Below are 24,491 nucleotides of genomic sequence, written 5' to 3' on the forward strand. Positions count from 1 at the left end.
CCTCCCGTCTCACCAGGCCGTGGCGATGAAAGAAATCCCTCCTTTTTTCGAGCAGGTGAATCGTTATTTCGACCGGGGGGCGGCGCTCCTGGACTACCCCAAGGGTCTCCTCGACCAGATCAAGGCATGCAACACCGTCTATCACGTGAGTTTTCCCCTCCGCCGGGACGACGGAACGATCGAGGTGATCCACGGGTGGCGGGCGCACCACTCCCAGCACCGGCTCCCCGTGAAAGGCGGGGTGCGCCTCACCAGTCACGCCTCCGAAGACGAGGTCACCGCGCTCGCCGCGCTCATGACGTACAAGTGCGCTCTGTTGGACATTCCCTTCGGTGGCGCGAAGGGGGCGATCCGGGTGGAAAAAGACGCTTACTCCGCCGCGGAGCAGGAGCGGATCATCCGTCGCTACACCTTCGAGCTGGTGCAGAGGAACTACATCGGGCCCGGAGTGGACGTTCCGGGACCGGACCTGGGGATCGGAGCCCGCGAGATCGCGTGGATGGCCGACACCTACCTCGCCCTCTCGCGAGGTGAGGAATCCAGCTCCGCGGCCCTCACGGGAAAGCCGCTCAGCCAGGGAGGGGTTCGCGGCCGGGTGGAGGCGACTGGACGGGGGGTCTACTTCGGCATCCGGGAGGCCTTTCGGGAACGGGAAGTGGTGGGGCGCTGCGGGCTCTCGCCGGGGCTCGACGGAAAGACGCTCGTGGTCCAGGGGCTCGGGAACGTCGGAGCTCACGCCGCGAAGTTTCTGGCGGAAGACGGGGTTCGAGTCGTGGGCATCCTGGAACGAGAGGGGGCGATTTACGACCCGAAGGGGTTCGACGTCGTCGCCGTGGCGGCCCATCGCGCTGGGCACGGATCGCTTCTCGATCTGGACGCGCCCGTGAAGCTCGGGCCCGAAGATTCCTCCCTCGGGCTGGAGTGGGAGTGCGACGTTCTCCTCCCGGCCGCCCTCGAGAACATGATCCACGCCGAGAACGCTCCACGCATCAAGGCGAAGATCCTCGCGGAGGCGGCGAACGGACCCACGACGGCGGAAGCGAGCGACATCCTCTCCCGGATGGGCGTCCTCCAGATTCCCGATCTCTATCTCAACGCAGGCGGAGTCACCGTCTCCTATTTCGAATGGGTGAAGAACCTCTCCCACATCCGCTTCGGTCGGATGCAGAGGCGATTCGAGGCCGCCTCGAACGCGCGGATCTTGACGGCCGTGGAAGGGCTCACCGGCCGGACCTTCGGGACGGACGCCTTCGCGGAGATCGCCGTCGGGGCGTCGGAGGAGGACCTGGTCAATTCCGGGCTGGAAGAGACGATGATCGCGGGGTTCCACGACCTCTGCTCGTTGGCCCAGGAGCGCGCGACGGATTACCGCACCGCGGCCTTCGCCATCGCAATCCGCAAGATCGCCACGAGCTACGAAGAGCGGGGGATCTTCCCCTGAGGATGCGGTTTATTCCACTCAGGTCTGCCCGGCGCGGGCGGACCCCAGAAGCGGACCGATCAAACGCCGGTCCCTTTCCGCGTCAAATCATGCTTGCGTGACGCCCTGCGCGGATGAATTATTCATGCATGCGTACGAAGCGCCCCATTTTCTTCGGCGCCGCCGCGCTCGTCCTGTCGCTCGTTCCCCTTCATGAGACGAGCGCCCAGACGCTCATCAACGGCACCCTCCTCGACGAGCGCACGGACGAGCCAATATCGGCCGGCGTCATCTTTCTTCTGAATGACCAGCGTCGAATCGTCATGTCCTCGGAGACGGACGTGTCTGGATCCTTCGAGCTTTGGGCGGGAACTTCGGGCCGTTACATCATGCGCTCCCAGCGACTGGGGTACCTCAACACTTCGACCCCGGAGTTGGAGCTCGTCCCAGGCGACACCCTGCACTTAGAATTCAGGATCTCCCCCAACGCGGTTTACCTGGCCCCGATCACGATTCGTGCGAAGGCGCGCCCCTGGTGGGAGACGAGTGAACCAGCGGTTCTTTGGTCCTACTACGAGAGACGGGACCTTTACGAACGCATGGGGATGGGACGCTTCCTCGACCGCCAGGACCTCCAAAGGTACGACGGGATGCCCCTCTGGCAGATGCTCGGGACGCTGCCCGGTGTCCAGCTCCACCAAAGCGAGGACGGACTCGTCAACTACCCCTCGCTGCGCGCCCAGCGCGGCCTCCTTCGCCCCTGCCAGCCCGACTACTACTTGGATGGGATGCACATCTCGCTGCGGTCTCCGGACGATCCGGACTTCGGACCGCCGGACACGATCGATGCGTTTCTGACCGTGTCCCAGATCGTCGGAATGGAGGTCTACGCGGGCGCGGCCCAGGTCCCCGGAGTCTTCGGCGGAACGAGGGCGAACTGCGGCGTCGTCGCCTTCTGGACGAGCCGTCAGGGCTGAGCCTCGGCCTCCGCCCCCTCCCGCGGGCGACCTCCTCGGTCGGCCACGGCGGATCAGAAGTTCCCTTGAGCTCGCGGGCCAATCTCCACCGAGACGCCGAGTAGGAAGGTCCACAGGTTGGTTTCGCTCTGCTGGGGGTCGAGCTCGACCGATCCGTCCGGCAGGTCGTGGATGTCTCCCTTCCTCAGGTACCGAGCTTCGCCATTTCCGTGGTACCGCGCGCCCGCGTCGATCAGGACCGAAGCGGATTCCCCCGTCCAGACACGGAGCTGAGCCCCGGGTCCGGCCGTCCAGGCGAACGTCAGGTCGTCGAAATTGGTGGACGACGCAAAGGGGTCGTTGTTGTTGTCCGATCCTTCGACCGAGGAGGTCGTGTTGAAATAGGCGAGCCCGATCGAGGCGTTCGCATAGAGCCTCACCTCTCCGGAACCGACGCCGATCTCGGGTCCCACGCCGAAGAGGAAAATGTTGTTCGACGTCGTAAGATCGCCGGTGATGCGGCAGGGCTGTGTGACACAGATCCGGATCGTCTCGCTCCCATAGTTCAGGAAACCGAGGTCGGCCCGAAGGCTCAAGATTCCCCCTTCATCCAGCGCGAGCCTGCCGTGCATCCCGATTCCAAAGCCGAAATCCACATTTTCTTCGAATTCGCCGACGGGAAAGGCGAAGAGGAGATTGGCGCCGGCATATCCACGCGGGGTGTCAGGCTGCTGGCCCACGACCGGAAGCGGAGCCGTCAATGAGAAAAGAAGGAAAAAGAAGGCGCTTCGGCGCATCTGAGCGGCGGATCCCGAGTTGAATGGATGTGCGGAGGGGAACATCCGAGCATGCTAAGATACATGTGCAGAACTCCCCCAGAAGCCCGGCAACGGCGCAACCCATCCCTGCTTCTCGCGACGGGCATCGCCCTTCTGGCCTGTGGCTTGCCGATCACGGCGCACGCCCAGTCGCGCGTCACCGGAGACGTCGTGGACGGGGAGACCGGTCTGCCGATCGGGGAGGCGTACGTCGTCCTCCAGGGCGCCCGTATGACTTCCGCGGCATCCAGTTCCGACGGCGGCTTCACGCTGACGGGAATGGGACCCGGCATCCACACTCTGCGAGTGCGCCACCTCGCCTACCGCGAGGTGCAGCAGGACATCGAGGTCGCCGGGGCCGGAAGGGTAACACGTGTCCGGGTCGAACTCCTCCCTCGGGCCCTGGCCCTCGAGCCCATCGTGGTCGAGGTGGACGCACGCCCCACGATGGGTCCCCTGGCGAGCGTGTACGACCGCGTGGACCACATGCGCTTGCTCGGCCAAGGAAGGTTCTTCGAGCGCGATCGACTCGAGGAGTGGAACATCAGCCGGCTCTCGGAGGTCATTCGGACGCTCCCCGGGGTCCGCGTCAATCGCGGTCAAATCTCTCTCGACCCGACCTGCCGCGGGGCTCCACGATATTTTCTCGATGGAGCGCCTCTCCGGCTCGGAAACGAGACGATCGATGATTGGGTCCAGGCCTACAACGTGGAGATCGTCGAAGTTTACCGGCGGGTCTCGGAGATCCCTGGAGAGTTCGGGGGGCCCGAAGCGCAGTGCGGCGTGATCGCCATCTGGACGCGCCGAGGTCCCTGACCGCTCCACGCGGAACGGTGGAAGCGTCACCTCCGGGCCGGACGCCCCTCCCCGGATCCCACGTCAGTCGAAGACGATCACCCCCCGCGCGTTCACGCCCTTTTCCAGATCCGCGAACGCCTCCGGCCCCTCGTCGATCGTGTATGTCCGGGTGACCATTCCCTCCAGGTCGAGTCTCCCGGCACGATAGAGGTCGAGAAGGCGCGGAAAATCTTCCCGGGGATTTGCGCTTCCGAAGATGCAGCCGCGGAGAGTCTTCCCGGAGAGGGGAAAGGTGAAGGCATCCACGCGGATCTGGTCGCCGAGTTTCCCCACCCCGACGACGACGGTCGTCCCTCCTCGCCGGGTCACCTTAATCGCGGCCTCGACGACCTCGGGTTTTCCGATCGCCTCAAACGCGAAGTCCACGCCGATTTTTCCGGTGGCCTTGAGGATCTGCTCCTGAGCGCCTTCGGCGGAAAACGCTTCCGTGGCCCCAAAGCGCATCGCCATCTCGAGCTTTGGCTCGGAGACGTCCACCGCGATGATGCGCGCGGCGCCGGCGATCCGTGCCCCCTGGATCACCGCGATCCCGACTCCCCCACATCCGAAGACCGCTACCGTCGAGCCGGGCGTCACCCGGGCGGTGTGGATCGCGGCGCCGACCCCCGTCGTAACGCCGCATCCGATGAGGGCCGCGACGCGGAGGGGGATCTCCTTCGGAACCGAAACGACGTTCATCGCCGGGCAGACCACCCGTTCGGCCATGTTTCCGAGCGAGATGAACGCGCCGAGGGGCTCTCCCTTCCAATGGAGTCTCCTGGTGCCGTCCACCATCGTCCCCCCCCGGGGGGTGCTCCGGCAAAGGTAGGCTTCGTTCCGCAGGCAGTGGAAGCAGGTGCCACAGTTCGGAACGAAGGACATCACCACGTGATCGCCGGGCTTCACATGGGTCACCCCTTCGCCCACGGCCTCGACGACTCCAGCCCCTTCGTGGCCGAGAACGAGCGGGAACTCGACCGGAATCGTCCCGTTCAGGGCCGAGAGGTCCGAGTGGCAGACCCCGGCCGCGGCCATGCGGATCTGGATTTCGGAAGCCTTGGGCGGATCGAGCTCGACTTCCTCGACTCCCATCTGATTCAAGGCATAAGCGACGAGCGCTTTCATGCGGCTCCGCTGTTCGAATTTCAGGGCCCGGCTCGGTTGGCGAGGGGGACGGGAGTCTCACCCTCGGACGGCCGACCGGATGCGGAGGGTAGGAGCCCCGAGGGGCCACCGTCAACGAGGGGGGGGACGCGCACTGGCTTCCGCGCTCCCGCTCCTCGAAGTTGGTCGCGCCGGTTACATCCCTTTCACGGACGTCGGATGCGCAAGATTCGATATCAGGTAGCGTGTAGCCTCGACGGGTACATCGCAGGGCCGAAGGGTGAATGCGATTGGATCGTGATGGACCCCGACATTGACTTCAGCACCCTCTTCGCGGAGTTCGATACTCTCTTCATGGGACGCCTGACCTTCGAGGGACTCGAGGGGGGATTTCCCGGAATGAAGACGGTCGTTTTTTCCCGGACGCTTCGCCAGAAGGACCATCCGGAGGTCACGATCGTCTCGGATCGCGTCGCGGAAAGGATCGCGGAAATCCGCGCAGAGTCGGGAAAGGACATCTGGCTCTTCGGAGGGGGGGAACTCTTTCGGAGCCTCCTCGAACTCGGTTGCGTAGATACAGTCGAACTTGCGGTGGTGCCCATTCTTCTCGGGGGTGGACGCCCACTCCTCCCCTCCCCCGCCGTTCGCCGGAACCTGACCTTCACCGGATCCCGCCTCTACGAAAAGTCGGGGATCATGCTCCTCCGCTACACGATCGCGACTCCTGGAAAATGATGGAGCGGACGCTTTGAGCCTCTACCCTGGCATCGTGTCGGCGCTGGGCGGGCTCGCGGTCGTTGCCTTTCTCCTCGCCCTCGGGCTCGCCTTCGCTTTGTCGGCCTCCGACGGCCGCGGGTGGCTTCGGCACGCGTTGGCCGGCCGCGAAGGGACACCGCTCGCTCTCGGGCTCTTCGTTGCGCTCGTCGCCACGGGGGGAAGCCTCTATCTCTCCGAGATCGCCAATCTTACGCCGTGCGAGCTCTGCTGGTACCAGAGGATAGCCATGTACCCGCTCGTTCCTCTCTGGGGAATCGCGCTCGCGCGGCGCGACTTCGGCGCGTGGCGGTACGGCCTCCCGCTCTCGCTCGCCGGACTGGCCATTTCCGCCTATCACGTGACCATCCAGTGGATGCCCGCCCTCGACGTGGTGCGGTGCGGGGTGGGCGCCCCTTGTACCGCACGTTACGTCGCGGTCTTCGGATTCGTCTCGATTCCCACGATGGCCGGGGCCGCCTTCGTTTTTATCTCGATGCTCTTTTCCCTCGCACGCTTGATCGAAAAAGAGGCGCGGATGGGAGGCGTGACCTGACCGTGGAAGGGAGACGGCGGGACGCCACGCCGCGCGCGGTCACTCGTACCGGCGCAGAAACTCGATGACGGCCTCGCGGTCGCTCGGCGGAAGGCCCGGTACCTGCATACGCGTCCCGGGAACCATCGCCGACGGGTTTTCCAGGAAACGATCGAGCGTCTCGGGAGACCAACGCAGCTCGATCCCCTCGAAGGCGCGCGAGTAGTCGTATCCCGGGACCGTGCCGGCCCATCTTCCAAAGACCCCTCGAAGCTCGGGACCGATCGCCTCGGCGCGCCATGCCGATGCGTGGCATGAGGCGCACTGCGCAAAAAGGATCTCTCCGGTGCGATCGTTTCCGCCGTTCGCGATCGTGACGAGGACGGACTCGTCGGTCCATACGAGGATGCGCCCTTCAGGGTCCTCCAGGAGGTCCCGCAGCCGGCCCCCGATCACAATTCGTTCCATGTAGATCACCCGCCCTTCGCGGATGCGAATCCGAAATAGCGACTGGCCATTCAGGGAAGCCGCGAGGAGGTCCCCTTCCCAGCCCGGGAACTGCTCACCTCCCAGCTCGATGAGGTTCGAGATTCCGACGGCCGGTACCCAGCTGTACCGGGGCTCCTCGTACGGCCCGTGATTCCGGCTCAGGTCGGAGAGGCCCCAGCTCAGGACCCCGGGCTCCGTTCCGTACGTGACGAGGGGCCATCCGTAGTTCGCACCCGGAAGCACGAGGTTCAGCTCGTCCCCTCCGGCCGGCCCGTGCTCGGTCTCCCAGATCGTGCCGTCCCGGGTGACGAGAAGCCCCTCGGGATTCCGGTGCCCCACGCTCACCGTTTCGACGTCCCCCAGCGGATGGATCCGCAGGACCTTTCCGTAGTCGTTGTCCAACTTCTGCGCGAAGGAGGGGAGCCCGTTTAATCCATCGTGGAAAAAGTCCCCAACAGAGTAGAGGAGCGAGCCGTCGGAAGCCCACGCCATCCGGCCTCCCGACCGGTTCGTCAGCCCCTCCGTCGTCGTCGCCTGGGCGACGGGGACGCAGGGCCGCGTGGTGAAGACAGGCTCCCACTCGTTCGTCGGCGCCCCCTCCCCGGTCGCTTTTTCCGGAATCGGAATCGTGGAAATCCGCATCGCGACGCAGCGGGCATCTCGGTCCCAGAAGTAGTGGGAGGCGAGAAGTCGGTGCGGGGCCGAAGTGGAGTCCACGAGGAGATCCATGACCCGGAAGTGCCCTCCCTCTATGGCCGCGGCGTTGTCGGCGACGAAGGCGTCCCAGTCGAGGGGCCGCGGGACTCCGAGCGGCTCCGACTCGAAGCCGTTCCCCTGGGCCCTCAAGCGGTGGATCTGACCCACCCCGTTCGCGGCGATGAAATCGCCGCGGTAGGCGACAATCCCCCCTCCCGAAGGAAGAGAATAGTCGAGGAGTCCGGTGTGACGGTCGATTTTCAGATTGTGGAGGGCGGTCCCCGTGAGCTCCGACGTCCGGTGGCGCGACTCGACGATTGCGAGGTGAGGGAGGCGGCTCGTGGTCCAGGCCGACCAGCCGGCCACCACGGCGGTCACGGGAACCAGGAAGACCAGCGCTGTCCTTCGGAGCGCTGCCGGAATGAAGTAGGGAAGGATCGCAACCGGGAGGCCCAGGACGATCCCAGTCAGAATGATCAGGCGCGAGTAGTCGAAGCCTGGAAGATAGACGAGCAGAAAAAGGGCCAGCCCGAAGGCCAGTCCTCCGTAAAGGAGCGCCCGGAAGCCCCGTGCCCACGCGCCCGTCCCGGGGAGGACCGCGAGCGCAAGCGCGGTCGCGAGATACCCGACGGCGAGCGCCGGAACCTGTGGAAGGAGCCTCTGGGGAATCTCCCAAAAAGGGAGCCCCAATCGAGCCAACGTGGGGACGAGAACCACGAGCACCACGCCGCAGGCGTGCCACAACAGGTGCGCGCGTCCCCCACCCGCCTCCAGGCTGGAAGTTTCGGTCATGTCACCCCGGTTCGGGTATGGGACCCTCGCCCCCTGCGGAATCGTGCTCCGCATCAGACCCCTCGAAGGACACAGAAGCAACTCCCGTGCCGAGAATCAGGCGCAGAATTATCTTTCGGGACCCCGCACGATCCGGCCGGCGCGAGATCAGGAGGAAGCTTAGAGCCATGGATGCAGCGACCTTGAAGGCCAGGCAGACTCCGCTCAAGGAGAAGTACCGGACGGATCCGTCTTCCGCCCTCGTGGTTTCGAGAGCAGAGGGACGGCTAACCGAGGGAATCACCTGCACCGTCACCAGCTGGAACGGGGAGACGGTCGCGGGTCTTCATTCCGCGGCTGGGGGCGACGGCTCGCGGGCATGTTCGGCCGACATGCTCCTCCAGGCGCTCGTGGCCTGCGCGGGGGTGACGCTGAACAGTGTGGCGACCCACATGGGGGTGCGGCTCGACGATGCCGTGATCGAGGCCGAGGGAAAGTGGGACGCCCGCGGCACACTCGGCGTGTCGCGCGACGTCCCCGTCGGGCTCACGGAGATCTCCCTCTCCTTCCGCCTGGAGCCCGAGCCCGAGCCGAAGACCCGGGACAAGCTGATCGAGCTGGCCGAGCGTTATTGCGTGATCTTCCACACGCTAAAGAACGGCACCGAAATCGAGGTGCGCCCGCCGGCGCCCGACGTCCAACCCTCGGCGACCACCGCCTGACACGATCATACCGGCGGGCCGCTCGCCCTCGTTTAACAAATTAAGTGATGCGATGCAACTTTATTTGTCATAGGTACTTACATACTGGCAAACACGAGGACTTCAGGAGGCCGTGGCGACCTCCCCCTGCTTGACCGGTGTGGCGGGTTGCACCGGCGCCCACCCGCGGGAGAGGAGCCACGCCTCCGCCTGGTTTCGCCGCGCCTCCACGATCGCGATGTCCGCCTCGTCCTTTTCCCGCAGGGAAATGTCGTCCTCGAAAGGTTGGATCTTTCCTCCCCTCCGGTGCGTCAGGATGAGGAAGGTCTCCTTGGCGTCACCCGGGGAATCGGCGATCAGCGCCTCGCTCGGAACGGTCGCGGAGCGAACGTAACGCCACCGGCTCACTCCGGTCTCGCCCCGCTCGATCCGATCGCACCAGGCATCCACGTCGAGGGGCCATCCGAAGAGGACCTGGATGTTCGCGTGACCTGCCGCCTCCATCGGAATCGCTTGCGGTCCGGGGGTGAGCGCCACGAAGAGCCGAGGGACGCGCGTCTCTGCTCTCACCCGGTTCGCCCAGAGAAGGTTGACCTCCGGATTCGTCGTGAGGGCGATGCACCCGACCTTCCCGTCCGGAACCGTCCTCTGGAGTAGCGAGGCCTGGAGCCCCTGCCCGTAAAGCACGCGGAAGCCCGCGCGCTCGGCCTTCTGCACGGAGTCGGGGTTCGAGTCCACCAGGACGACTTCCGTCCGGCCCTCGCCGAGGAGCTTCGCCAGGACGAGGCTGAGCGGGTTCGCGCCGAGAATCGAATATCCCTGGGGGGGCGGGCGGCGGACGCCGAGGAGCTTGGCCACCCATCCGCCGGTGAGCCCCTGCACCGTGACGGTGACCGCGATGACCATGAAAACGAGAGCGCGGAGATCGTCCCCCCCGGAGAGGCCGCGATCGGCGATCGTCTGCGCGAAGAGGGACGCGACCGCGGCGGCCACGATTCCCCTCGGCGCCAGGTAGGCGAGGAAGGCGCGCTCCCGCCACTCCAGCTTCGTGCCGATCGTGCATAGGGCGATCTGCACCGGACGGACGATATACATGAGGGCGCCGACCGTGAGGAGGGCCGGCATTCCGAGCGCCTGAACCTCGGAAAGGCGGACGTCCGCGGCGAGGAGGACGAAGAGGAGGCCGATCATGAGGACGGTGAGTTGCTCTTTGAATTCCAGAAGGCCGGGAGTCGCACGCGTCCCCATGTTCCCCACGACCATCCCCGCGGCGACGACCGCCGCGAGCCCGCTCTCCGCGAGGACGGACTCTCCGATCTGGAAGAGCGCGATCACGACCGCGAGGACAAAGATATTCTCGAGTCCCTCGGGCACCACTCGCCGTGGCTTCAGGAGATAGGCGATGACGAGGCCGCCGATGGTCCCGAGCGCCGCACCGCCCGCGAGAACGATTCCGGTCTCCACGAGGCCGCCCCAGAAGCTCGTTTCGCTCGCCGTCAGAACCTCGAGGGCCACCACGGCGATGATGGCGCCGATCGGGTCGATGATGACTCCCTCGGCCTCGAGGATGTGGCTCACATTCGGCTTGACCTTGATGCGGCGAAGGAGCGGGGTCACCACCGTCGGTCCGGTCACGATGACCAAGGTCCCGAATAGGGTCGCCTGCGTCCAATCCCACCCCATGATCCAATGCGCCGCGAGTGCCCCTCCCGCACCCGTGATGATCGCGCCCACCGTCACGAGGCGGCGGATGACCGCCGCGTCCGCGCGGAGGCGGCCGATGTCCAGATTCAGCCCGCCATCGAAAAGGATGATCGCGATCGCGAAGCCGACGATGGTCTGGACCGTTTGGCCGAGCTCCGCGGGGCGCACGACGTTCAGGAGGTCGGGACCCACGAGGACCCCGGCCGCGAGGAGGAGTACGATCCCCGGCATGAGGAGATGCCGCGCGATGATTTGCGCGACTACACCAACTGCCAGCGCGATGCCGATGCTCAGGGCAGGGGTGATCTGGGCGGCGTGCTCCATGCACCTTGGGAGTTTGGCGGGACGGGAATGGCCGGTGACCTGTCGTGCCTCTCGACGGGGCGTCCGGCGCTACCCCTCAAGATGCACAAGCCGGAGGGGGGATGCGAGGCCGCACTCTGCTTCCGCTTGCAGGGAGGCTCGCGGGCGATCAACTTGACCCGCGGCCGGCTCCCCCGGGCGGTCTCCTCTTTCGTGGGAGGGTCGAATGGATTCGAAACCAGACTCCGGTACCTCGGGACTTCTTTGGGCCGCCGCGCTGTTGGCGCTGGTCGGCGGAGCCGCGGGGACGCCACTTTCGGCCCAGGAACCGGGCACCGTCGTCGCCGCCGACTCTCGGGTGCAGGGGCGGAGTTATCTCTTCGAAGAAACCGGGGTCGAAGTACCGTACGCCCTCTTCGTCCCCACGACATACGACGCTTCGCGCGAATCTCCCCTCGTCGTGGCCCTACACGGGCTGGGTCGCCCCTACGACTGGATGATGGGCTACGAGGGGTTCATCGATTTCGCCGAACACCACGGATTCATCGTGGTCGCGCCGCTCGGATACCATCCGCGCGGGTGGTACGGAAGCCGGGGAGCCGGGATCCCGGGCGGCGCCGTCGCGGCGGGCCAAGAGGGAACCGTCCCGGAGAATCTCGGCGAGCTGAGCGAACGGGACGTGATGAACGTCCTCGAGATCGCACGGGACGAGTTCTCGGTCGATTCGGACCGCATCTACCTCTGGGGCCACTCCATGGGGGGCGCGGGAGCCTACCATCTCGCCGCCCGCTTCCCCGAGATCTGGGCGGGAGTCGCGGTCGCCGCGCCCGCCCCGCGGTCCGACGCCCTCGCGGAAATCGAGCGTTTCCGCGAGCTCCCGGTGCTCGTCCTTCACGGGGACGCGGACGCGACGGTTCCGGTCGAGCAGAGCCGCGCCTGGGTCGCGCGGATGGGCGAGCTCGGCATGCAGCACGTTTACATCGAGTTCGCCGGAGGGGATCACTCCCTCTTCATGCGCGAGAATCCGGACAACCTTTCCAAGGTATTCTCGTTTTTTGATGTCGTCCGAAAGGATCAGCGGCCCGCCGCACGGTAGGTGAAGACGGCCGGGCGGCGCGGGTCCCTCGTCACACGGGCCATCACCGGCTTCGCCGGCCGGGCCGCGTCGGTCTTTGTCAGGATCGAAGTCCGGGGGGATCCCATCCCCGACGGACCGGTGATGGTCGTCGCGAACCATCAGAACGCCCTGCTCGATCCCCTCGTCGTATTCCGTGCGGCCGGACGCCCGACGCGTCCCCTCGGCAAGGCGCCCCTCTTCGACCAGCTCCTTCTCGGCCCGATGCTTCGCGCACTCGGTGGGCTCCCTGTCTATCGCAGGCAGGACGATCCGCAGCAGATGCATCGGAACGAGGAAACCTTTCGCGCCGCCATCAACGCCTTGCTCGCGGGGGATGCCCTCCAGATCTATCCCGAGGGGAAGAGCCATTCGCAGCCGGCGATCGAGCCACTCCGGACCGGCGCGGCGCGGATTGCCCTCTCGGCCGAAGCGGAGCGGGATGGACGGTTGGGGCTTCAGGTCGTGCCGATCGGGCTCACCTGGGAAGGGAAGCACCTCTTTCGGGGGCGCGCCCTCGCCTGGATCGGGAAGCCTTTTACGATCGAGCGCTGGGTGACCCCCGCCGGTGCGGACGACGCCGACGCGGTGCGGGGGCTCACCGACGAGATCGCCGAGCGGCTCCGGAAGGTCACGCTGAACCTGAGCGCCCAGGCAGACCTGGACCTGATCCTGGCCGCGGACCGGATCTACAGCCGCGAGAGACGGATCCACGCTTACCGCGAGCGCGATCCGCTGGCCGCCCGCGTCCCCCGGCTGCGCAGGTTCGCGGAGGCTCTGGAATGGGTTCGAACCCATGAGCCGGCGACGCACGCGGCGCTCGCCAGCAAAGTCCGGCGGGTAGATGCGGCGAGCCGGGCCCTCGGAGCGCGCGAGGGGGCGGTTCCACGACGTTATCCCCGCGGGGCGGTCGTCCGCTATACGATCTCCGAAGGACTCATGCTCATCCTCGGGCTTCCCCTCGCCGTCCTCGGCACGATCCTCTGGTATCCGGTCTGGATCCTTCCGCGTCTGGTCGTGCCCCGCATCGAGATGGAGTACGAGTCGGTGGCCACCTACAAGTTCGCCACGAGTGTCTTCACGGTTCCGGCCACTCTGCTCGCCGTCGCCTTCGGCGGATTCCTCGTTTGGGGACGTTGGGGCGCGGCGCTACTTCCCTTCGCGGCCATGGCCATCGGCCTCATCGCGCTGGGATGGAGGGAGCGGTGGGGTCGGGTGAAAGAAGATGCCGCGGTTTACTTCCGACTCCTCGATCGTCCCCGCCTCCGAGAGCGTCTCGCCACCCAGCGCACCGAGCTCGCCCGGGAGTTCGACGCCGTACTCGAAAGGAAGGGCGCGGAGCGATGAGAGACCGGCGCCTGGCATCGAACCGGTGGGAACCGCGGCCGAGCAGGCCGGCGAGCGAGCTCCTCGCCCTTGTGTGGGATGCCGGCGCCACGCCACCTTTTACGTAATGAGCACGATCCTCCGACGCCGCCACGTCCTTCGATGGCCCGCCCTCTTCGCGGCGGCGTTCTGGCTCCTTTCGGGGGTCGCGGATGCCGCGCAGGTCGGCGCATGCGCGTACCACGGCGCGGCCGGGCCCGGCTCTGAAGAGGAAGGGCTGCCGGCTCCTCCGGATCCGGCATCTCACCACGCGGACCACGCCGCTCATGCCGCGTCCGGTGCCCGCGCCGGCCACGCGATCTCCGAGGCCGCGAGCGCCGACGAAGCTCCCTGTGACCACGCGCATCACGCCGTGGGCTCTCACGGCGGCTCCGCGGATCACGCGGGGGACGGCGATCACGACTGAGACTGCCGCTCCCTGTATTGCACGGGGATCGCGGGCGCGAACCCCCCGGAATCCGTAAGGGAATCGCTGCCAGCTACCCCAGAAGCGACATCCACCGTGCCCGGTCCCGCGGACATGGAGGCGCGTGTTCCTTCGGCGATTCTCCCCTACTTCCTCCCCCCTTCGAACGCCCCTCCCGCCTTCTGACGCATCGGTAGTCCATCTCGTCCCACTGGACGACTTCACCCTCGGAGCCTCCCTCACGCGCTGGCAAAGGCGCGGATTCGCCCCGACCTGAAGTCCGAGATCGCGTCAGGAGGTTCAACCATGAAGTGCATGACGAAGTGCCGCCTCGCCCTCGCGGGAGGCCTCGGCACGATTCTGAGCGGACCGGCCCTCGCCGCGCAGGAGGCGCCGCGATCGGACACCGTCCTCTACCTTCTCGCACCCATCCAGGCGACCGCCGCCCGGGAGCGGGCCACCGCACCCCCGGTCGCGACGATCACGGTGGATCCGGATCTGACGAAGAGGACGCCGGGCGAAAATCCATATGACCTGATGCGGCGCGTGGCCGGGCTGGAAGTCCACGACCAGGGCCAGGGTCGGGGTTTCGCGTCGAACGTCGTACTCCGCGGGTTCACGGCCGATCACTCGAGCGACGTCCTTTTGGTCGTGGATGGCGTCCCCGTGAACCTCCCCGTCCATGGGCATGTGGAAGGTTATGCGGACTGGAACTTCCTCTTCCCGGGGCGATGAGCTCACTCCGGGTCATCCATGGTCCGGCGAGCCCCCTTCACGGGGATTTCTCCATCGCCGGAGCGGTGGGGCTCTTCGCCCGATCCGATGCCGAAGGGATCGAGGGGAGTCTCTCGGCCAGCGGGTTCGGCGACGCGTCCGGTTGGATCACGGCGGGTCGGCGCGGGGCCGAGGGCGGTGGACTCGTCGGGCTGGACCTCCGGCGGGTCGAAGGGTGGCGCCAGAATAGCGACCGGCGGATTGCAAGCCTCCTCGCACGCGGATGGCGACGTTTGGGGGATGGTCGAATCGAAGGCGGGCTCGCGGTCCACGGGGCCGACTGGGGGTCGCCCGGCTTCGTCTCGACGACGGACTTCGAGAGTGGGACCCTCGAGGAGCCCGCGGGCCGGACGAATGACGGAAGGCAGGCGCGCGTCGTCGCGCACGGCCGTTACGCCGCCCCGGTCGGGGACGGAAAATTCGTACAGGTGATGGGGGGGTCTGGTCGGACTGGGAGCTCTTCCTCACCACCCCGGGGCACGAGGACGCCTTCGGGAATCCCTATCAAACCGGAGAGGCCGACCGGCGCTGGGGTGCCGGGACCGGGGTCGAAGTCTCGTGGATTCCACCGTTCGGGGAGTTTACCCTCGGAACCTCCCTTCGGACGGACCGGTCGGAGTACGACCGGGACCGGACCCTACGCCGTCGGATGGTCGAAGAAGAGCTCGCGCTCGATGCGGAGCACACGGCGGCCGGCGTCTTCGTGCGCTGGCGTCGCACCTTCCTGGATCGGGCGGGGCTCGATTTCGGCGCGCGCCTCGATCACCTCAAAGTCCGAAGCTTCAATCGGATGGGATTCGACGGGAACATCGTCGCCGAGAGCGCGAATCCCGAAGATCCCTACCCGATCTCCTTCCATGTGATCGGGGAACAGGGACCCGTCGGCGAGTGGGTGGACGGCAGCACGACCGTCCTCAGTCCAAAGCTCGGCGCGCGATTCGGCCTGAACGACCGGTGGAGCCTCATGGCCTCCTCGAGCCGGGGATTCCGGAGCGCGGTTGGCGTGTTGGGCGACCCGGACCGTCCGCCCGTCCTCGCCTGGGCGCAAGAGATCGGCCTCCACTACGAGCGGCCGGGGGTGGAGAGCCACCTCGCCCTCTTCCGAACCGATGTGACCAACGAACGAATCCAGGATCCGATTACGCTGGAGATCGGCTCGTCCGGGTCGAGCGTCCGCCAGGGGATCGAGGTGACCTTCGCCTACCAGCTTCCGATCGGACTCCCGCCATCGGGGCGTGGAACGGTGACCAGGGCCCAGCTATCCGGACAATACGCGGACGCCCATCACGATCACGGGGACGATGGCTCGGGAGAGCCTGCGCCTGAAGGAGTCGAGCCCGCTTCCGGACAACGGGTGCCCGGAATCGCGCGGTATCTCGCACAGCTTTCGGCGGCATTCCCGCTCCGCGAAGGCATCGAAGGACGTGTCGAGTGGAGAGTCACCGGACCGTGCGTGCCGGTCGGCGAGTCCGGCGTCACGACCAATTCTTTCTCCCTCCTCGACCTCGGTGTGGCCTTCCCGATCCGGGGGCGGTTCTTGGTGGATCTCGAGGTGCGAAACGTCCTCGATAAGGTTTACCCGGAGATGCGGTCCTCTGGATACGTGAACCCCGGAGCGCCCCGCAGTATCGGTCTCACGGTCCATTACGTCAGCGGGAATTGAAACGCGCTTCCACCAACAGGAGATCGCTCATGAAGAAGCAGGTAGTCGCCAGCACAGTGGTCGCCTTCCTCACCCTTGCCGGATGCGACGACTCGCCGACCGGTCCCGATGGGTACGCCACCGAGGACCTCATCGTGCAGCTCGCAGTCTCGCCCCACCACTTCCACATCAGGGAAACGCCCGGCGTGTTCACGGTGAGTGGCGGGGATCCGTCCCTCCGACGACCAGGTGAAGGTCATGCTCGAGGTGGAGGAACCGCTCGCGGTCGTTCGCGCTCATTCCAGCGCCGGAGGGTACCAAGTCGAGTTCGAAGCCTTCCCGGGCCACATCCATGCGGGCGAAGAATCCAGCCTGACTTTTTGGTTCGCGGAGGAGGGGGAGGCACACGCGCCGAGCGCCGAACAGGTGACCGGGCTCGCTCCGACCATCCTGGTCGGCGTCAACGGGTCGGCGGGGAGCTACACCGCCTTCGAGCCGGAAGCCGGGATGTACACCGCCCTGCACACCTTCACGACCGCGGCAACCATTCCCGTGACGATCCCGTACTTTGGACAGGATCAGGTTCTGCACGACTATACGGTCAACGTGATCGTCCATGCGCCGCATTGACCAGCACTGCCTTGACGCGGGACGGTCGTATGACATGAATCCCCGCCAACCTTAATAAGGAGAAGCCGATGATGACCCGCTTGAAAGGGAGCCCGCTAGCCGTGGTCCTGGTGGCAGCCCTTGTCCCCGTTCTCGGTTCGACCGCGGGAGGCGCCGAGCGACACCTCGCCCTCCTCGGATCCGAGCCGGCCGCCGACTCCACGGTCGCCTCACCGACGGAGATCACCCTCTGGTTCACCCAGGCGCCACAGCCCGGGACGACCCAGATTCGCTTGCTGACCTCCGAGGGTGCCCTCGTTCCCACGGGTGAAGCGACCGCGGATCCGGAGGATGCGACGGCCTTCAGCGCCAAGGTCGAGCGGGGCCTCGCCCCCGGACGTTACTCCGTGGCCTGGCGAGCCATGGCGGCCGACGGCCATGTCGTAAGTGCGGAGTTCGATTTTGGGGTTCGGACCGCCGACTGAGCTGAGAACGCGGATCACACTCGGGGTTGCAGCGCACCGCGAACGCGGTCAATCCAGGGGCGCGGACTCGGGAAGGAAGCCATCGTCGCGGTACTTCCTGAGCTTTCGGTAGAGAGTCCGGCGGTTGACGCCCAGGATCTCGGCGGCGCGCGCCTGATGCCATCCCACGTCTTCGAGGACCGCGAGGATGTGCTCCCGCTCCAGACGATCCAGATCCCAGCGCCCGAGCCTCGCTTGGCTCAAGTGCTCCGAGAGGCCCCCGAACGCTTGCTCCTGTCCCCCCGCCGGCTCGAACGGCAGGGTGCGCGCCCCACGATGCAAGATCATCGCCCGCTCGATGGAATGCTCGAGCTCGCGAACGTTTCCGGGCCAGTCGTGGGCCATCATGCGAGAAAGTGTTTCCGGGAGGATGTGCGGTGGCTCGACACCGTGCTCCTCCGCGAATCGAAGGCGGAACGCGTTAGCCAGGAGCGGGATGTCTTCGCGACGTCTCCGAAGCGGCGGCACCACGATCGGGAAGACATTGAGCCGGTAATACAGATCTTCCCGAAAGTGTCCTTTGCGCACGAGCTCGCCCAGATCTTCGTTCGTCGCGGCCACGAGCCGAAAGTCCACGGGAACCTGCTCGGTGCTTCCAACGGGGGTGATCGTCCGTTCTTGCAGGACGCGCAGGAGCTTCACCTGAGTCGAAGGGGCAAGCCCACTCACCTCGTCGAGAAGAAGCGTCCCTCCTTTCGCGGATTCGAAGAGCCCTCGCTTGGCCTGCACCGCCCCGGTGAAAGCGCCCCGCACATGGCCAAAGAGCTCCGACTCGAGAAGTGTCTCGGTTAGCGCGGAGCAGTTGGCGGGAATGAAAGGCCGGCGCGCGCGTTCGGAGGCGTCATGAATCGCGCGGGCCACAAGCTCTTTGCCGGTCCCGGTCTCTCCGACGATCAGAACGTTCGCCCGAGTGGGTGCGACTCGCGCGATGAGATCGAAAACCCTCTGCATGGCCGCCGTATTCCCGATGATCCTCGACCGGGTGTCGTCCGAGAGGCGCGTGCGAAGCTGGGCGACCTCCCGCCTCAGATCGGTCTCCTCGATCGCGCGCCGCACCGTGAGGAGGAGCTCATCGGTTCCGAACGGCTTGCTGAGGTAGTCGAAGGCTCCGAGCTTCATCGCTTCGACCGCCGTATCCACCGACCCGAATGCGGTCATCACGATGAACTGTGCGTCGGTCTGCGTCGCCGGCGCCGCCGCGAGAACGTTCATCCCGTGCATTCCGGGAAGGTTCAAGTCGAGTAGTACGACGTCGAAGAGGCTGGATTCCAGACGCTTCAGGCCCTCTTCTCCGGAAGAAGCGGCGCTGACCTGGAAGCCCTCCTCGTCCAGCGTCTCGCAAAGAAATGCGCGCAGGACCTCTTCGTCCTCCACGACCAGCACACGGGGCCGAAGAGGTGAAGCGCCATCCGATTCCAACGGGCGGACCGTCATCGATGTCTAACCTTCGTCCTCCCGGTCCGGCGAGCACACCGCGAGCACCGCCGTCTCTGAGCCCCGGATCACCTTGTCGGCCACGCTCCCAACGAAGAAGCGCCCGACCGCCCCGCGGCCCCGTGTCGAGAGGGCGATCAAATCCACATCCAAGTGGGCGCAGCTCTCCAGGAGGGAGCGCGCGACGTCGGTGCTCTCCTTGATCAGCAGCTCCACCCGACCCATCCGGTCCGCCCGCAATCTCTCCCCCAGACGCTCCAGGTAACGCCGCGCCCGCATCTCTTCGTCGCGGAGAGGGTCACGTCCGGAGTCGGCGTTCGGGACCGGAAGCGGAGGGACGCTCACCGGCCGGTGGAGAATGGTCGCAAGAGTGACTCTTCTCTCATTCTCGGACAGGATCCGAGGAAGGACGACGAGGATCTCCTCACTCGCGAGGGAACCATCGAGCGGAACGAAGACGTGCCGCGGGTAGCTCTCGTCCGCGAAGACACGCGACGCATCCGTGCCGGCCCGCAAGAGCAGAAGGGGGATCGGAGCAGTCCTCAGGAGTTGGTCCGCCACGCTCCCGAACCATGCGCGCTCCCATGCCCCCCGGCCGTGCGTCGTAAGGACGATGAGGCTCACCTTGAGCTCTCCCGCCAACCCGACGAGCGACTTCGCGGTCGGTCCAACCCGCACGTGCGCCGAAACATCGAGAGCCCCCGGCTCCGCGGAGATGCGGGACTTCACTTCTTCGAGGTAGGCGCTCGCCCGAGCCTCCTCGTCTTCGATCCAGCGAGCCGCCAAGTCCATGGCGTCCACGGCCAAAGCGGCGGGCGGGAGGTTCGACACGACGCGAGCGAGATGCAGTCCGATGCCGTGGCGCGCCGCCAACCTCGCGGCCGGACCGGTGGCCGCCTCGGCGAGCGCCGAGCCGTCCAACGGCACCATGATTCCTCTCATGGGAAGGCCCGACGAGAATGGGGCACCGTGAAGTGAAAGGTGCTTCCGCGGCCGGGCGCGCTATCCACCCAGATCCTTCCTCCATGCCCTCCGACGATCTCGTGGGCGATGGCGAGCCCGAGCCCAGCCCCGCCCTTCCGCGTCTTGTCGGCCTGCCAGAACGGATCGAAGAGGTGGGCGAGGTCCTCCGCCTCGATTCCAGGGCCGGTATCCTCGACCGACACGACCGCCTCGTCCTCGCCGTCGCGCACACGAATGGACACGCTACCTCCGGGCGGCGTGAACTTCAGCGCGTTCGAAAGGAGATTCGAGATGACCTGTCCGATCCTTCCCGCATCAATTTCCAGAGAAGGCGGCACCGACGAAAGATCCACTTCAAGCCTGATCCCGGCCTCCGTTGCCGGGCCGCGGAATTGTTTCACCGTCCGGGCGACCACGGGACCCAGTCGAGCTTGATGGCGATCCATCGTGAAGTGCCCGGCCTCCGCCCGTCCAACCGCGAGCAGGTCTTCGACCAGCCGCACCATGGACCTCGCGGAACCCCGGATCATCTCGAGGTGCGCTCTCGTGCGCGATGCCTCGCCCTCCGGCTTCTCCAGAAGGCGTTGAACCACCATGACGATGGCCGCCAGCGGATTCCCCAGGTCATGCGAGACCATGGAGAGGACTTCGTTCCGCATGCGAACCGCTTCCTGAGCGGCCTGGTAGAGCCGGGCGTTCTCGAGCGCCATCGCGATGTCGGTGCCGAGATCCCGCGCGAGGGACAGATCTCGCTCGTCGAATGGCCGGCGATGTCCCGAGCGGCCGAGAAGGAGGAAGCCGCGAACCTTCCCGCGGACCTCCAGAGGGACGAGCGCCACCGATCCCGTATCCACGCCGCGCAAGATATCCAGGTGCGGCCCGCCGGCGGTGAGCTCGCTCAGCGCTGCCGGCGTCGCGATTCGGCGGAGCTGGGGCGCGGCTTCTTCGAGGACCCGGGCGATCAGCGACGGTTCCCCCGGCATCGAAGGAAGGTCGAGGAGGAGGCGGAGCCGCGCCTCCTCTCCGTTTCCCCGGTGAAAGACGTCGGCCGCACGCCGATCCGGCCCCGGATCGCTGAGGGAGATCCAGCTCCAGTCTGCGAAGCCGGGCACGGCGACCCGGGCGGCGATCCCGAGGACGGTGTCCGGTTCGAGGGACGAGGCCAGGGCGCGGCCCGCGTCCGCGAGAAGACGCTGTGCTCTCTCGGCACGCCACTGCCGAATCGCGTACCGGATCGTTCGCTCGAGGAGCTGGGGATCGAGCCTTCCCTTCTCCAGGAACTCCGCGGCCCCCGCGTTCATGAGGGCGCGGTCGAGCTCGGGGTCTCGACTCCCGGTGAGGACCATTACGGGCACATGGATGTGGCGGGCCGTGGCTTCCCCGAGAAAGTCGAGACCGTCGCGGGCGCCGAGCCGGAAGTCGAGGAGGCAAACGTCGAACGTGCGTTCTTCCAGCTGGGCGATCCCCTCCTGGAAGGACCGGGCCCATTCCAGCCGGTAATTCCCTTCCGGGACCCGCGCGAGGAGGTCCCGGGTCAACAGGTAGTCTTCCTCATCATCCTCGACGAGGAGGACTCTAATCGCGTCGGACGCGTCCGAAGAGGTAGTCTGCTTCATCTCCCGTGGGGAGGAAGAGCCACGGTCTCGAACCAGTAGTCTTTCAGCACGCCGACGGCCTGAACCAGTCCGTCAAAGGTGACCGGCTTCGTCACATAACCGCTGACGCCGAGCTCGTAGCTGCGGGCCACGTCCTCTTCCGCGTCCGAGGTGGTCACCACCACGACCGGGATGGAGCGAAGCTGCGAGTCCCGCTTGATGGCCTCCACGACCTCGAATCCGGTCATTCCGGGCATCTTCAGATCCAGGAAGATGATGCCGGGGCGCGGGGCGGCTCCCGGCTCCGCGTACGACCCCCTGCGACCGAGGAAATCGAGGCAATTCTCCCCGTCGAAAACGAAATAGAGTGGATTCTCGAGACCGCAGGCGTCGAAGGCCTCCCGCATCAACAGGCGGTCTTCCTCGTCGTCATCGGCTATTAGCACCGCGACCAGCCTTCGCCCATGCCCCGCCATCATCCTCGGCCTTCTGCCCGGGACTGCGCCGGCATAGGTATTGTTACGAGAAAGGTGGCGCCGAGCCCCGGCTCAGCCGAGGCCGAAATCACGCCCCCGTGGTGTTCGACGATTTTCCGGCAAATGGCCAATCCTATCCCTGTCCCGTCATATTGCCCGCGCCCGTGGAGACGCTGGAAGACTTCGAAGATGCGGTCCCGATACTTCTCATCGAATCCGATCCCGTTGTCGCGAACCTGGATTTCGACGCCCGGGCGTGGATCCTGCTGGATCGTGCCGCTCACATCCACGACGGGCGGTACGCCCTCCCGGCGGTACTTGAGCGCATTCCCGAGGAGATTCTGAAAGAGGAGCCGCATCTGAAGCGGATCCGCCTCGACCGCCGGAAGCGTCGCGACGTCTATCCTGCCACCGCTTTCGTTCAAAGGGATCTCGAGATCGGCCGTCACCTCCCGGACGAGCGCTGTGAGATCCACCCGTTCGAATGGGCTCCCTCGACTCGTAACGCGTGCGTACGCGAGCAAGTCGCCGATGAGGTCCGACATCCGCTCGGCGGCACCGAGCATCCGTTCGAGATAGACCCGGTTCTGATCCTCCAGTCGGTCGCCGGCCTCGACCCGCAAGCGGTCCCCGAAGGCTCGAATCTTTCGAAGCGGTTCCTGGAGATCGTGGGATGCCACGGAAGCGAACGCCTCGAGCTCCCGGTTCGAGCGCCCCAGCTCCAGGGCCTCTCGCTCGAGTGTGTCCTCGTAGTCCGCTTGCGCGCTCACGTCTCGGAGGACGACGGAATAGATCCGCTCCCCGTTGACCTCCAGCTTCGAAATCGAGGCTTCGGCGGGGAACTCCTCTCCGTCTTGTCTTTGCCCGTGGATCTTCCCTCGCTCTCCCATTCGGCGTGCCGGTTCCTCACCGCTGCCGAAGGCGTCGAGGTGCTCCCGATGCTTCCTCCTGAAACGAGGAGGAATGAGGAGTTCCAGCGGCTGGCCCAGGACTTCCTCCGCACGGTAACCGAAGATCTCCTCCGCCCCCTCATTGAAGAGGATGATATTCTGACCCTCATCCACCGAAATCACCGCGTCCACCGAGATCGAGACGATTCCGGCGAAGCGGGCCTCGGAAGCGCGAAGCGCTTTTTCGGCCCGCGAGCGTTGGATCTCGGCCGCCAGCCAGACCGCCATCAAGCCGACCAGCTCTCGCTCCGCCTCCGAAGGCTGAATCGGCCCTTCTCCCCGCGTCCCGAAGACGATCGTTCCATAGATCTCTCCGTCGATGAGAAGGGGCGCCTCATGTCTTGCGGCGAGACCGGCCTCACCCGGCCGGAATGGCAAACGGGCATCCATTTCCCCGAGCGATCCATGAGAGGCTTCAGCGACGGCCCCGTCCTCCCCGTGACGTACGAGGAAGCCCGCATCCGCTCCAAAACAAGCGCACCCCAGCCGGAGGAGCTGCGTGGTGCGGCCTGGGAGGTCCAGCGATGAGTCGGAAGCGATTGCGCAGAGTCCGCGCAGCGCCACCACGATCGGCTCAGAACTGTTGTCCGGCGGACCCTCCGCGAGATCGCGGCCTGAATCGAGGTGGATCGGCGAATTGTCGGTTTTCACAGGCGGCCCAGTGGGGAGGCGAGCGCAATAGACTATAGGGTGGCTCGCCGCATGCAAGGGGAGCCGACGGAGGCGAAAGGTCATTTCGCCGTGTACCCTCCGTCGATCACGAGCTCGGCCCCCGTGACGAAGGACGACTCGTCCGAGGCGAGGTAGAGGACGCCGTAGGCGATCTCATCCGGCTCTCCAACCCGCCCGATCGGGTGGAGCGCCGCGAGATCCTTGCGGCCCTGTTCCCGCTCGATGCCGGAATCCTTCAGGTGCTTCTCGACCATCGGCGTCCAGATATACCCCGGATGCACCGAGTTCACGCGAATCCCGTCCGGCGCGTAGATCAGCGCGTCCGTTTTCGTCATGAGCCGGACGGCCCCTTTCGAAGCGTGATAGGGGGGCACGTCCGGCCCGCCGACGAGGCCGTAGATGGAGGACAAGTTGACGATGCTTCCGCCGCCCGCGCGCTTCATCGAGGGGATCGTGTGCTTCGTGCAGAAGAAGACGCCCTTCACGTTCGTCCGCTGCACGCGGTCCCACTCGGCCTCTTCGATCTCGTGCGTAGGCTTATTCGGGCCCGCGATGCCGGCGTTGTTCACAAGAACCGTGATCTCGCCCAGCTTCTTGGCGACTTCCCCGAGGACGCGGGCGCACTCGGCCTCGTCGCCGACGTCGAGGTGCCAATAGCGTGCGACTCCGCCCGCGTCCAGAATCTCCCGGACGAGCGCCCCTCCCGCTGCGTTCTGGACGTCGGTCACTGCCACGCTTGCCCCCTCCCGTGCGAGCATGCGGCAACACGCGGCCCCGATGCCGACGGCGCCGCCGGTGACCACCGCGACCTTCCCGGCGACTCTTCCCATCTTGCCGCTCCTTTCCCCGGGCCGATTCG

Annotated in this window: 23 protein-coding genes; 13 read left to right on the forward strand and 10 right to left on the reverse strand. The window is 66.1% G+C overall.

Features of this window, described 5'->3' with window-relative positions:
- Window positions 1-25 precede the first annotated feature (25 nt).
- Both WEG36_11460 and WEG36_11465 read left to right on the forward strand, forming a co-directional pair.
- Entirely contained in the window at window positions 26-1,441 is a 1,416-nt protein-coding gene (locus tag WEG36_11460) for a Glu/Leu/Phe/Val dehydrogenase (protein MEX1258224.1), read from the forward strand.
- Window positions 1,442-1,569: 128 nt separating this feature from the next.
- Window positions 1,570-2,397, forward strand: coding sequence for a carboxypeptidase-like regulatory domain-containing protein (locus tag WEG36_11465; protein MEX1258225.1), 828 nt, complete (start codon window positions 1,570-1,572; stop codon window positions 2,395-2,397).
- A gap of 53 nt (window positions 2,398-2,450) precedes the next feature.
- Here the strand turns inward: WEG36_11465 and WEG36_11470 are convergent, their stop codons facing one another.
- Window positions 2,451-3,173 carry a hypothetical protein gene (locus tag WEG36_11470; GenBank protein MEX1258226.1) on the reverse strand — a complete coding sequence of 241 codons (723 nt, stop codon included), beginning with the start codon at window positions 3,171-3,173 and terminating at the stop codon, window positions 2,451-2,453.
- A 51-nt stretch (window positions 3,174-3,224) separates the two neighbouring features.
- Between WEG36_11470 and WEG36_11475 the strand changes: the two genes are divergently transcribed.
- The gene (locus WEG36_11475) at window positions 3,225-4,010 is read left to right on the forward strand and encodes a carboxypeptidase regulatory-like domain-containing protein (GenBank protein ID MEX1258227.1); all 786 of its coding nucleotides are present in this window, start codon (window positions 3,225-3,227) and stop codon (window positions 4,008-4,010) included.
- Between the two features lie 63 nt (window positions 4,011-4,073).
- Here the strand turns inward: WEG36_11475 and WEG36_11480 are convergent, their stop codons facing one another.
- Window positions 4,074-5,156 carry a Zn-dependent alcohol dehydrogenase gene (locus WEG36_11480; protein MEX1258228.1) on the reverse strand — a complete coding sequence of 361 codons (1,083 nt, stop codon included), beginning with the start codon at window positions 5,154-5,156 and terminating at the stop codon, window positions 4,074-4,076.
- 198 nt (window positions 5,157-5,354) lie between these two features.
- On the opposite strand from WEG36_11480, the gene WEG36_11485 reads away from it, so the two are divergent.
- The gene (locus tag WEG36_11485; protein ID MEX1258229.1) at window positions 5,355-5,870 is read left to right on the forward strand and encodes a dihydrofolate reductase family protein; all 516 of its coding nucleotides are present in this window, start codon (window positions 5,355-5,357) and stop codon (window positions 5,868-5,870) included.
- A 13-nt stretch (window positions 5,871-5,883) separates the two neighbouring features.
- Complete coding sequence (locus WEG36_11490) at window positions 5,884-6,444, forward strand: disulfide bond formation protein B (GenBank protein ID MEX1258230.1); 561 nt, start codon at window positions 5,884-5,886, stop codon at window positions 6,442-6,444.
- Window positions 6,445-6,483: 39 nt separating this feature from the next.
- On the opposite strand, the gene WEG36_11495 is transcribed toward WEG36_11490, so the two are convergent.
- On the reverse strand, window positions 6,484-8,400 hold the full coding sequence (locus WEG36_11495; protein MEX1258231.1) for a PQQ-dependent sugar dehydrogenase: 1,917 nt from the start codon (window positions 8,398-8,400) through the stop codon (window positions 6,484-6,486).
- A 167-nt stretch (window positions 8,401-8,567) separates the two neighbouring features.
- On the opposite strand from WEG36_11495, the gene WEG36_11500 reads away from it, so the two are divergent.
- Complete coding sequence (locus WEG36_11500; protein ID MEX1258232.1) at window positions 8,568-9,101, forward strand: OsmC family protein; 534 nt, start codon at window positions 8,568-8,570, stop codon at window positions 9,099-9,101.
- A gap of 102 nt (window positions 9,102-9,203) precedes the next feature.
- Here the strand turns inward: WEG36_11500 and WEG36_11505 are convergent, their stop codons facing one another.
- Entirely contained in the window at window positions 9,204-11,108 is a 1,905-nt protein-coding gene (locus tag WEG36_11505; GenBank protein ID MEX1258233.1) for a sodium:proton antiporter, read from the reverse strand.
- A gap of 205 nt (window positions 11,109-11,313) precedes the next feature.
- On the opposite strand from WEG36_11505, the gene WEG36_11510 reads away from it, so the two are divergent.
- The 7 genes from WEG36_11510 (at window position 11,314) to WEG36_11540 (ending at window position 17,503) form a co-directional block, all read left to right on the forward strand.
- On the forward strand, window positions 11,314-12,183 hold the full coding sequence (locus WEG36_11510) for a prolyl oligopeptidase family serine peptidase (protein MEX1258234.1): 870 nt from the start codon (window positions 11,314-11,316) through the stop codon (window positions 12,181-12,183).
- Window positions 12,184-13,548 (forward strand): 1-acyl-sn-glycerol-3-phosphate acyltransferase, encoded by a 1,365-nt coding sequence (locus WEG36_11515; GenBank protein ID MEX1258235.1) that lies wholly within the window; start codon window positions 12,184-12,186, stop codon window positions 13,546-13,548.
- A gap of 106 nt (window positions 13,549-13,654) precedes the next feature.
- Window positions 13,655-13,993, forward strand: coding sequence for a hypothetical protein (locus WEG36_11520; GenBank protein ID MEX1258236.1), 339 nt, complete (start codon window positions 13,655-13,657; stop codon window positions 13,991-13,993).
- A gap of 306 nt (window positions 13,994-14,299) precedes the next feature.
- Window positions 14,300-14,728, forward strand: coding sequence for a Plug domain-containing protein (locus WEG36_11525; GenBank protein MEX1258237.1), 429 nt, complete (start codon window positions 14,300-14,302; stop codon window positions 14,726-14,728).
- Window positions 14,729-15,185: 457 nt separating this feature from the next.
- Window positions 15,186-16,430, forward strand: a complete 1,245-nt coding sequence (locus WEG36_11530; GenBank protein MEX1258238.1) for a TonB-dependent receptor — start codon at window positions 15,186-15,188, stop codon at window positions 16,428-16,430.
- A gap of 198 nt (window positions 16,431-16,628) precedes the next feature.
- Complete coding sequence (locus tag WEG36_11535) at window positions 16,629-17,039, forward strand: hypothetical protein (protein ID MEX1258239.1); 411 nt, start codon at window positions 16,629-16,631, stop codon at window positions 17,037-17,039.
- Between the two features lie 68 nt (window positions 17,040-17,107).
- On the forward strand, window positions 17,108-17,503 hold the full coding sequence (locus WEG36_11540) for a copper resistance CopC family protein (protein MEX1258240.1): 396 nt from the start codon (window positions 17,108-17,110) through the stop codon (window positions 17,501-17,503).
- Window positions 17,504-17,551: 48 nt separating this feature from the next.
- Here WEG36_11540 and WEG36_11545 read toward each other — a convergent pair whose 3' ends face one another.
- The 6 genes from WEG36_11545 to WEG36_11570 are packed head-to-tail and all read right to left on the reverse strand — an operon-like array spanning window position 17,552 to window position 24,462.
- The gene (locus tag WEG36_11545) at window positions 17,552-18,976 is read right to left on the reverse strand and encodes a sigma-54 dependent transcriptional regulator (GenBank protein MEX1258241.1); all 1,425 of its coding nucleotides are present in this window, start codon (window positions 18,974-18,976) and stop codon (window positions 17,552-17,554) included.
- Between the two features lie 6 nt (window positions 18,977-18,982).
- Window positions 18,983-19,906, reverse strand: a complete 924-nt coding sequence (locus tag WEG36_11550) for a universal stress protein (protein MEX1258242.1) — start codon at window positions 19,904-19,906, stop codon at window positions 18,983-18,985.
- 8 nt (window positions 19,907-19,914) lie between these two features.
- Window positions 19,915-21,555 (reverse strand): ATP-binding protein, encoded by a 1,641-nt coding sequence (locus WEG36_11555; protein ID MEX1258243.1) that lies wholly within the window; start codon window positions 21,553-21,555, stop codon window positions 19,915-19,917.
- Window positions 21,552-22,013 carry a response regulator gene (locus WEG36_11560; GenBank protein ID MEX1258244.1) on the reverse strand — a complete coding sequence of 154 codons (462 nt, stop codon included), beginning with the start codon at window positions 22,011-22,013 and terminating at the stop codon, window positions 21,552-21,554. Before WEG36_11560 ends, WEG36_11555 begins: the two co-directional genes overlap by 4 nt.
- Entirely contained in the window at window positions 22,010-23,695 is a 1,686-nt protein-coding gene (locus WEG36_11565; GenBank protein MEX1258245.1) for an ATP-binding protein, read from the reverse strand. The genes WEG36_11560 and WEG36_11565 overlap by 4 nt, the downstream gene beginning before the upstream one ends.
- Window positions 23,692-24,462 (reverse strand): glucose 1-dehydrogenase, encoded by a 771-nt coding sequence (locus tag WEG36_11570; GenBank protein MEX1258246.1) that lies wholly within the window; start codon window positions 24,460-24,462, stop codon window positions 23,692-23,694. The genes WEG36_11565 and WEG36_11570 overlap by 4 nt, the downstream gene beginning before the upstream one ends.
- Window positions 24,463-24,491 lie beyond the last annotated feature (29 nt).

This window comes from Gemmatimonadota bacterium, from assembly GCA_040882465.1.
GTDB lineage: Bacteria > Gemmatimonadota > Gemmatimonadetes > Longimicrobiales > Gaopeijiaceae > JBBEBG01.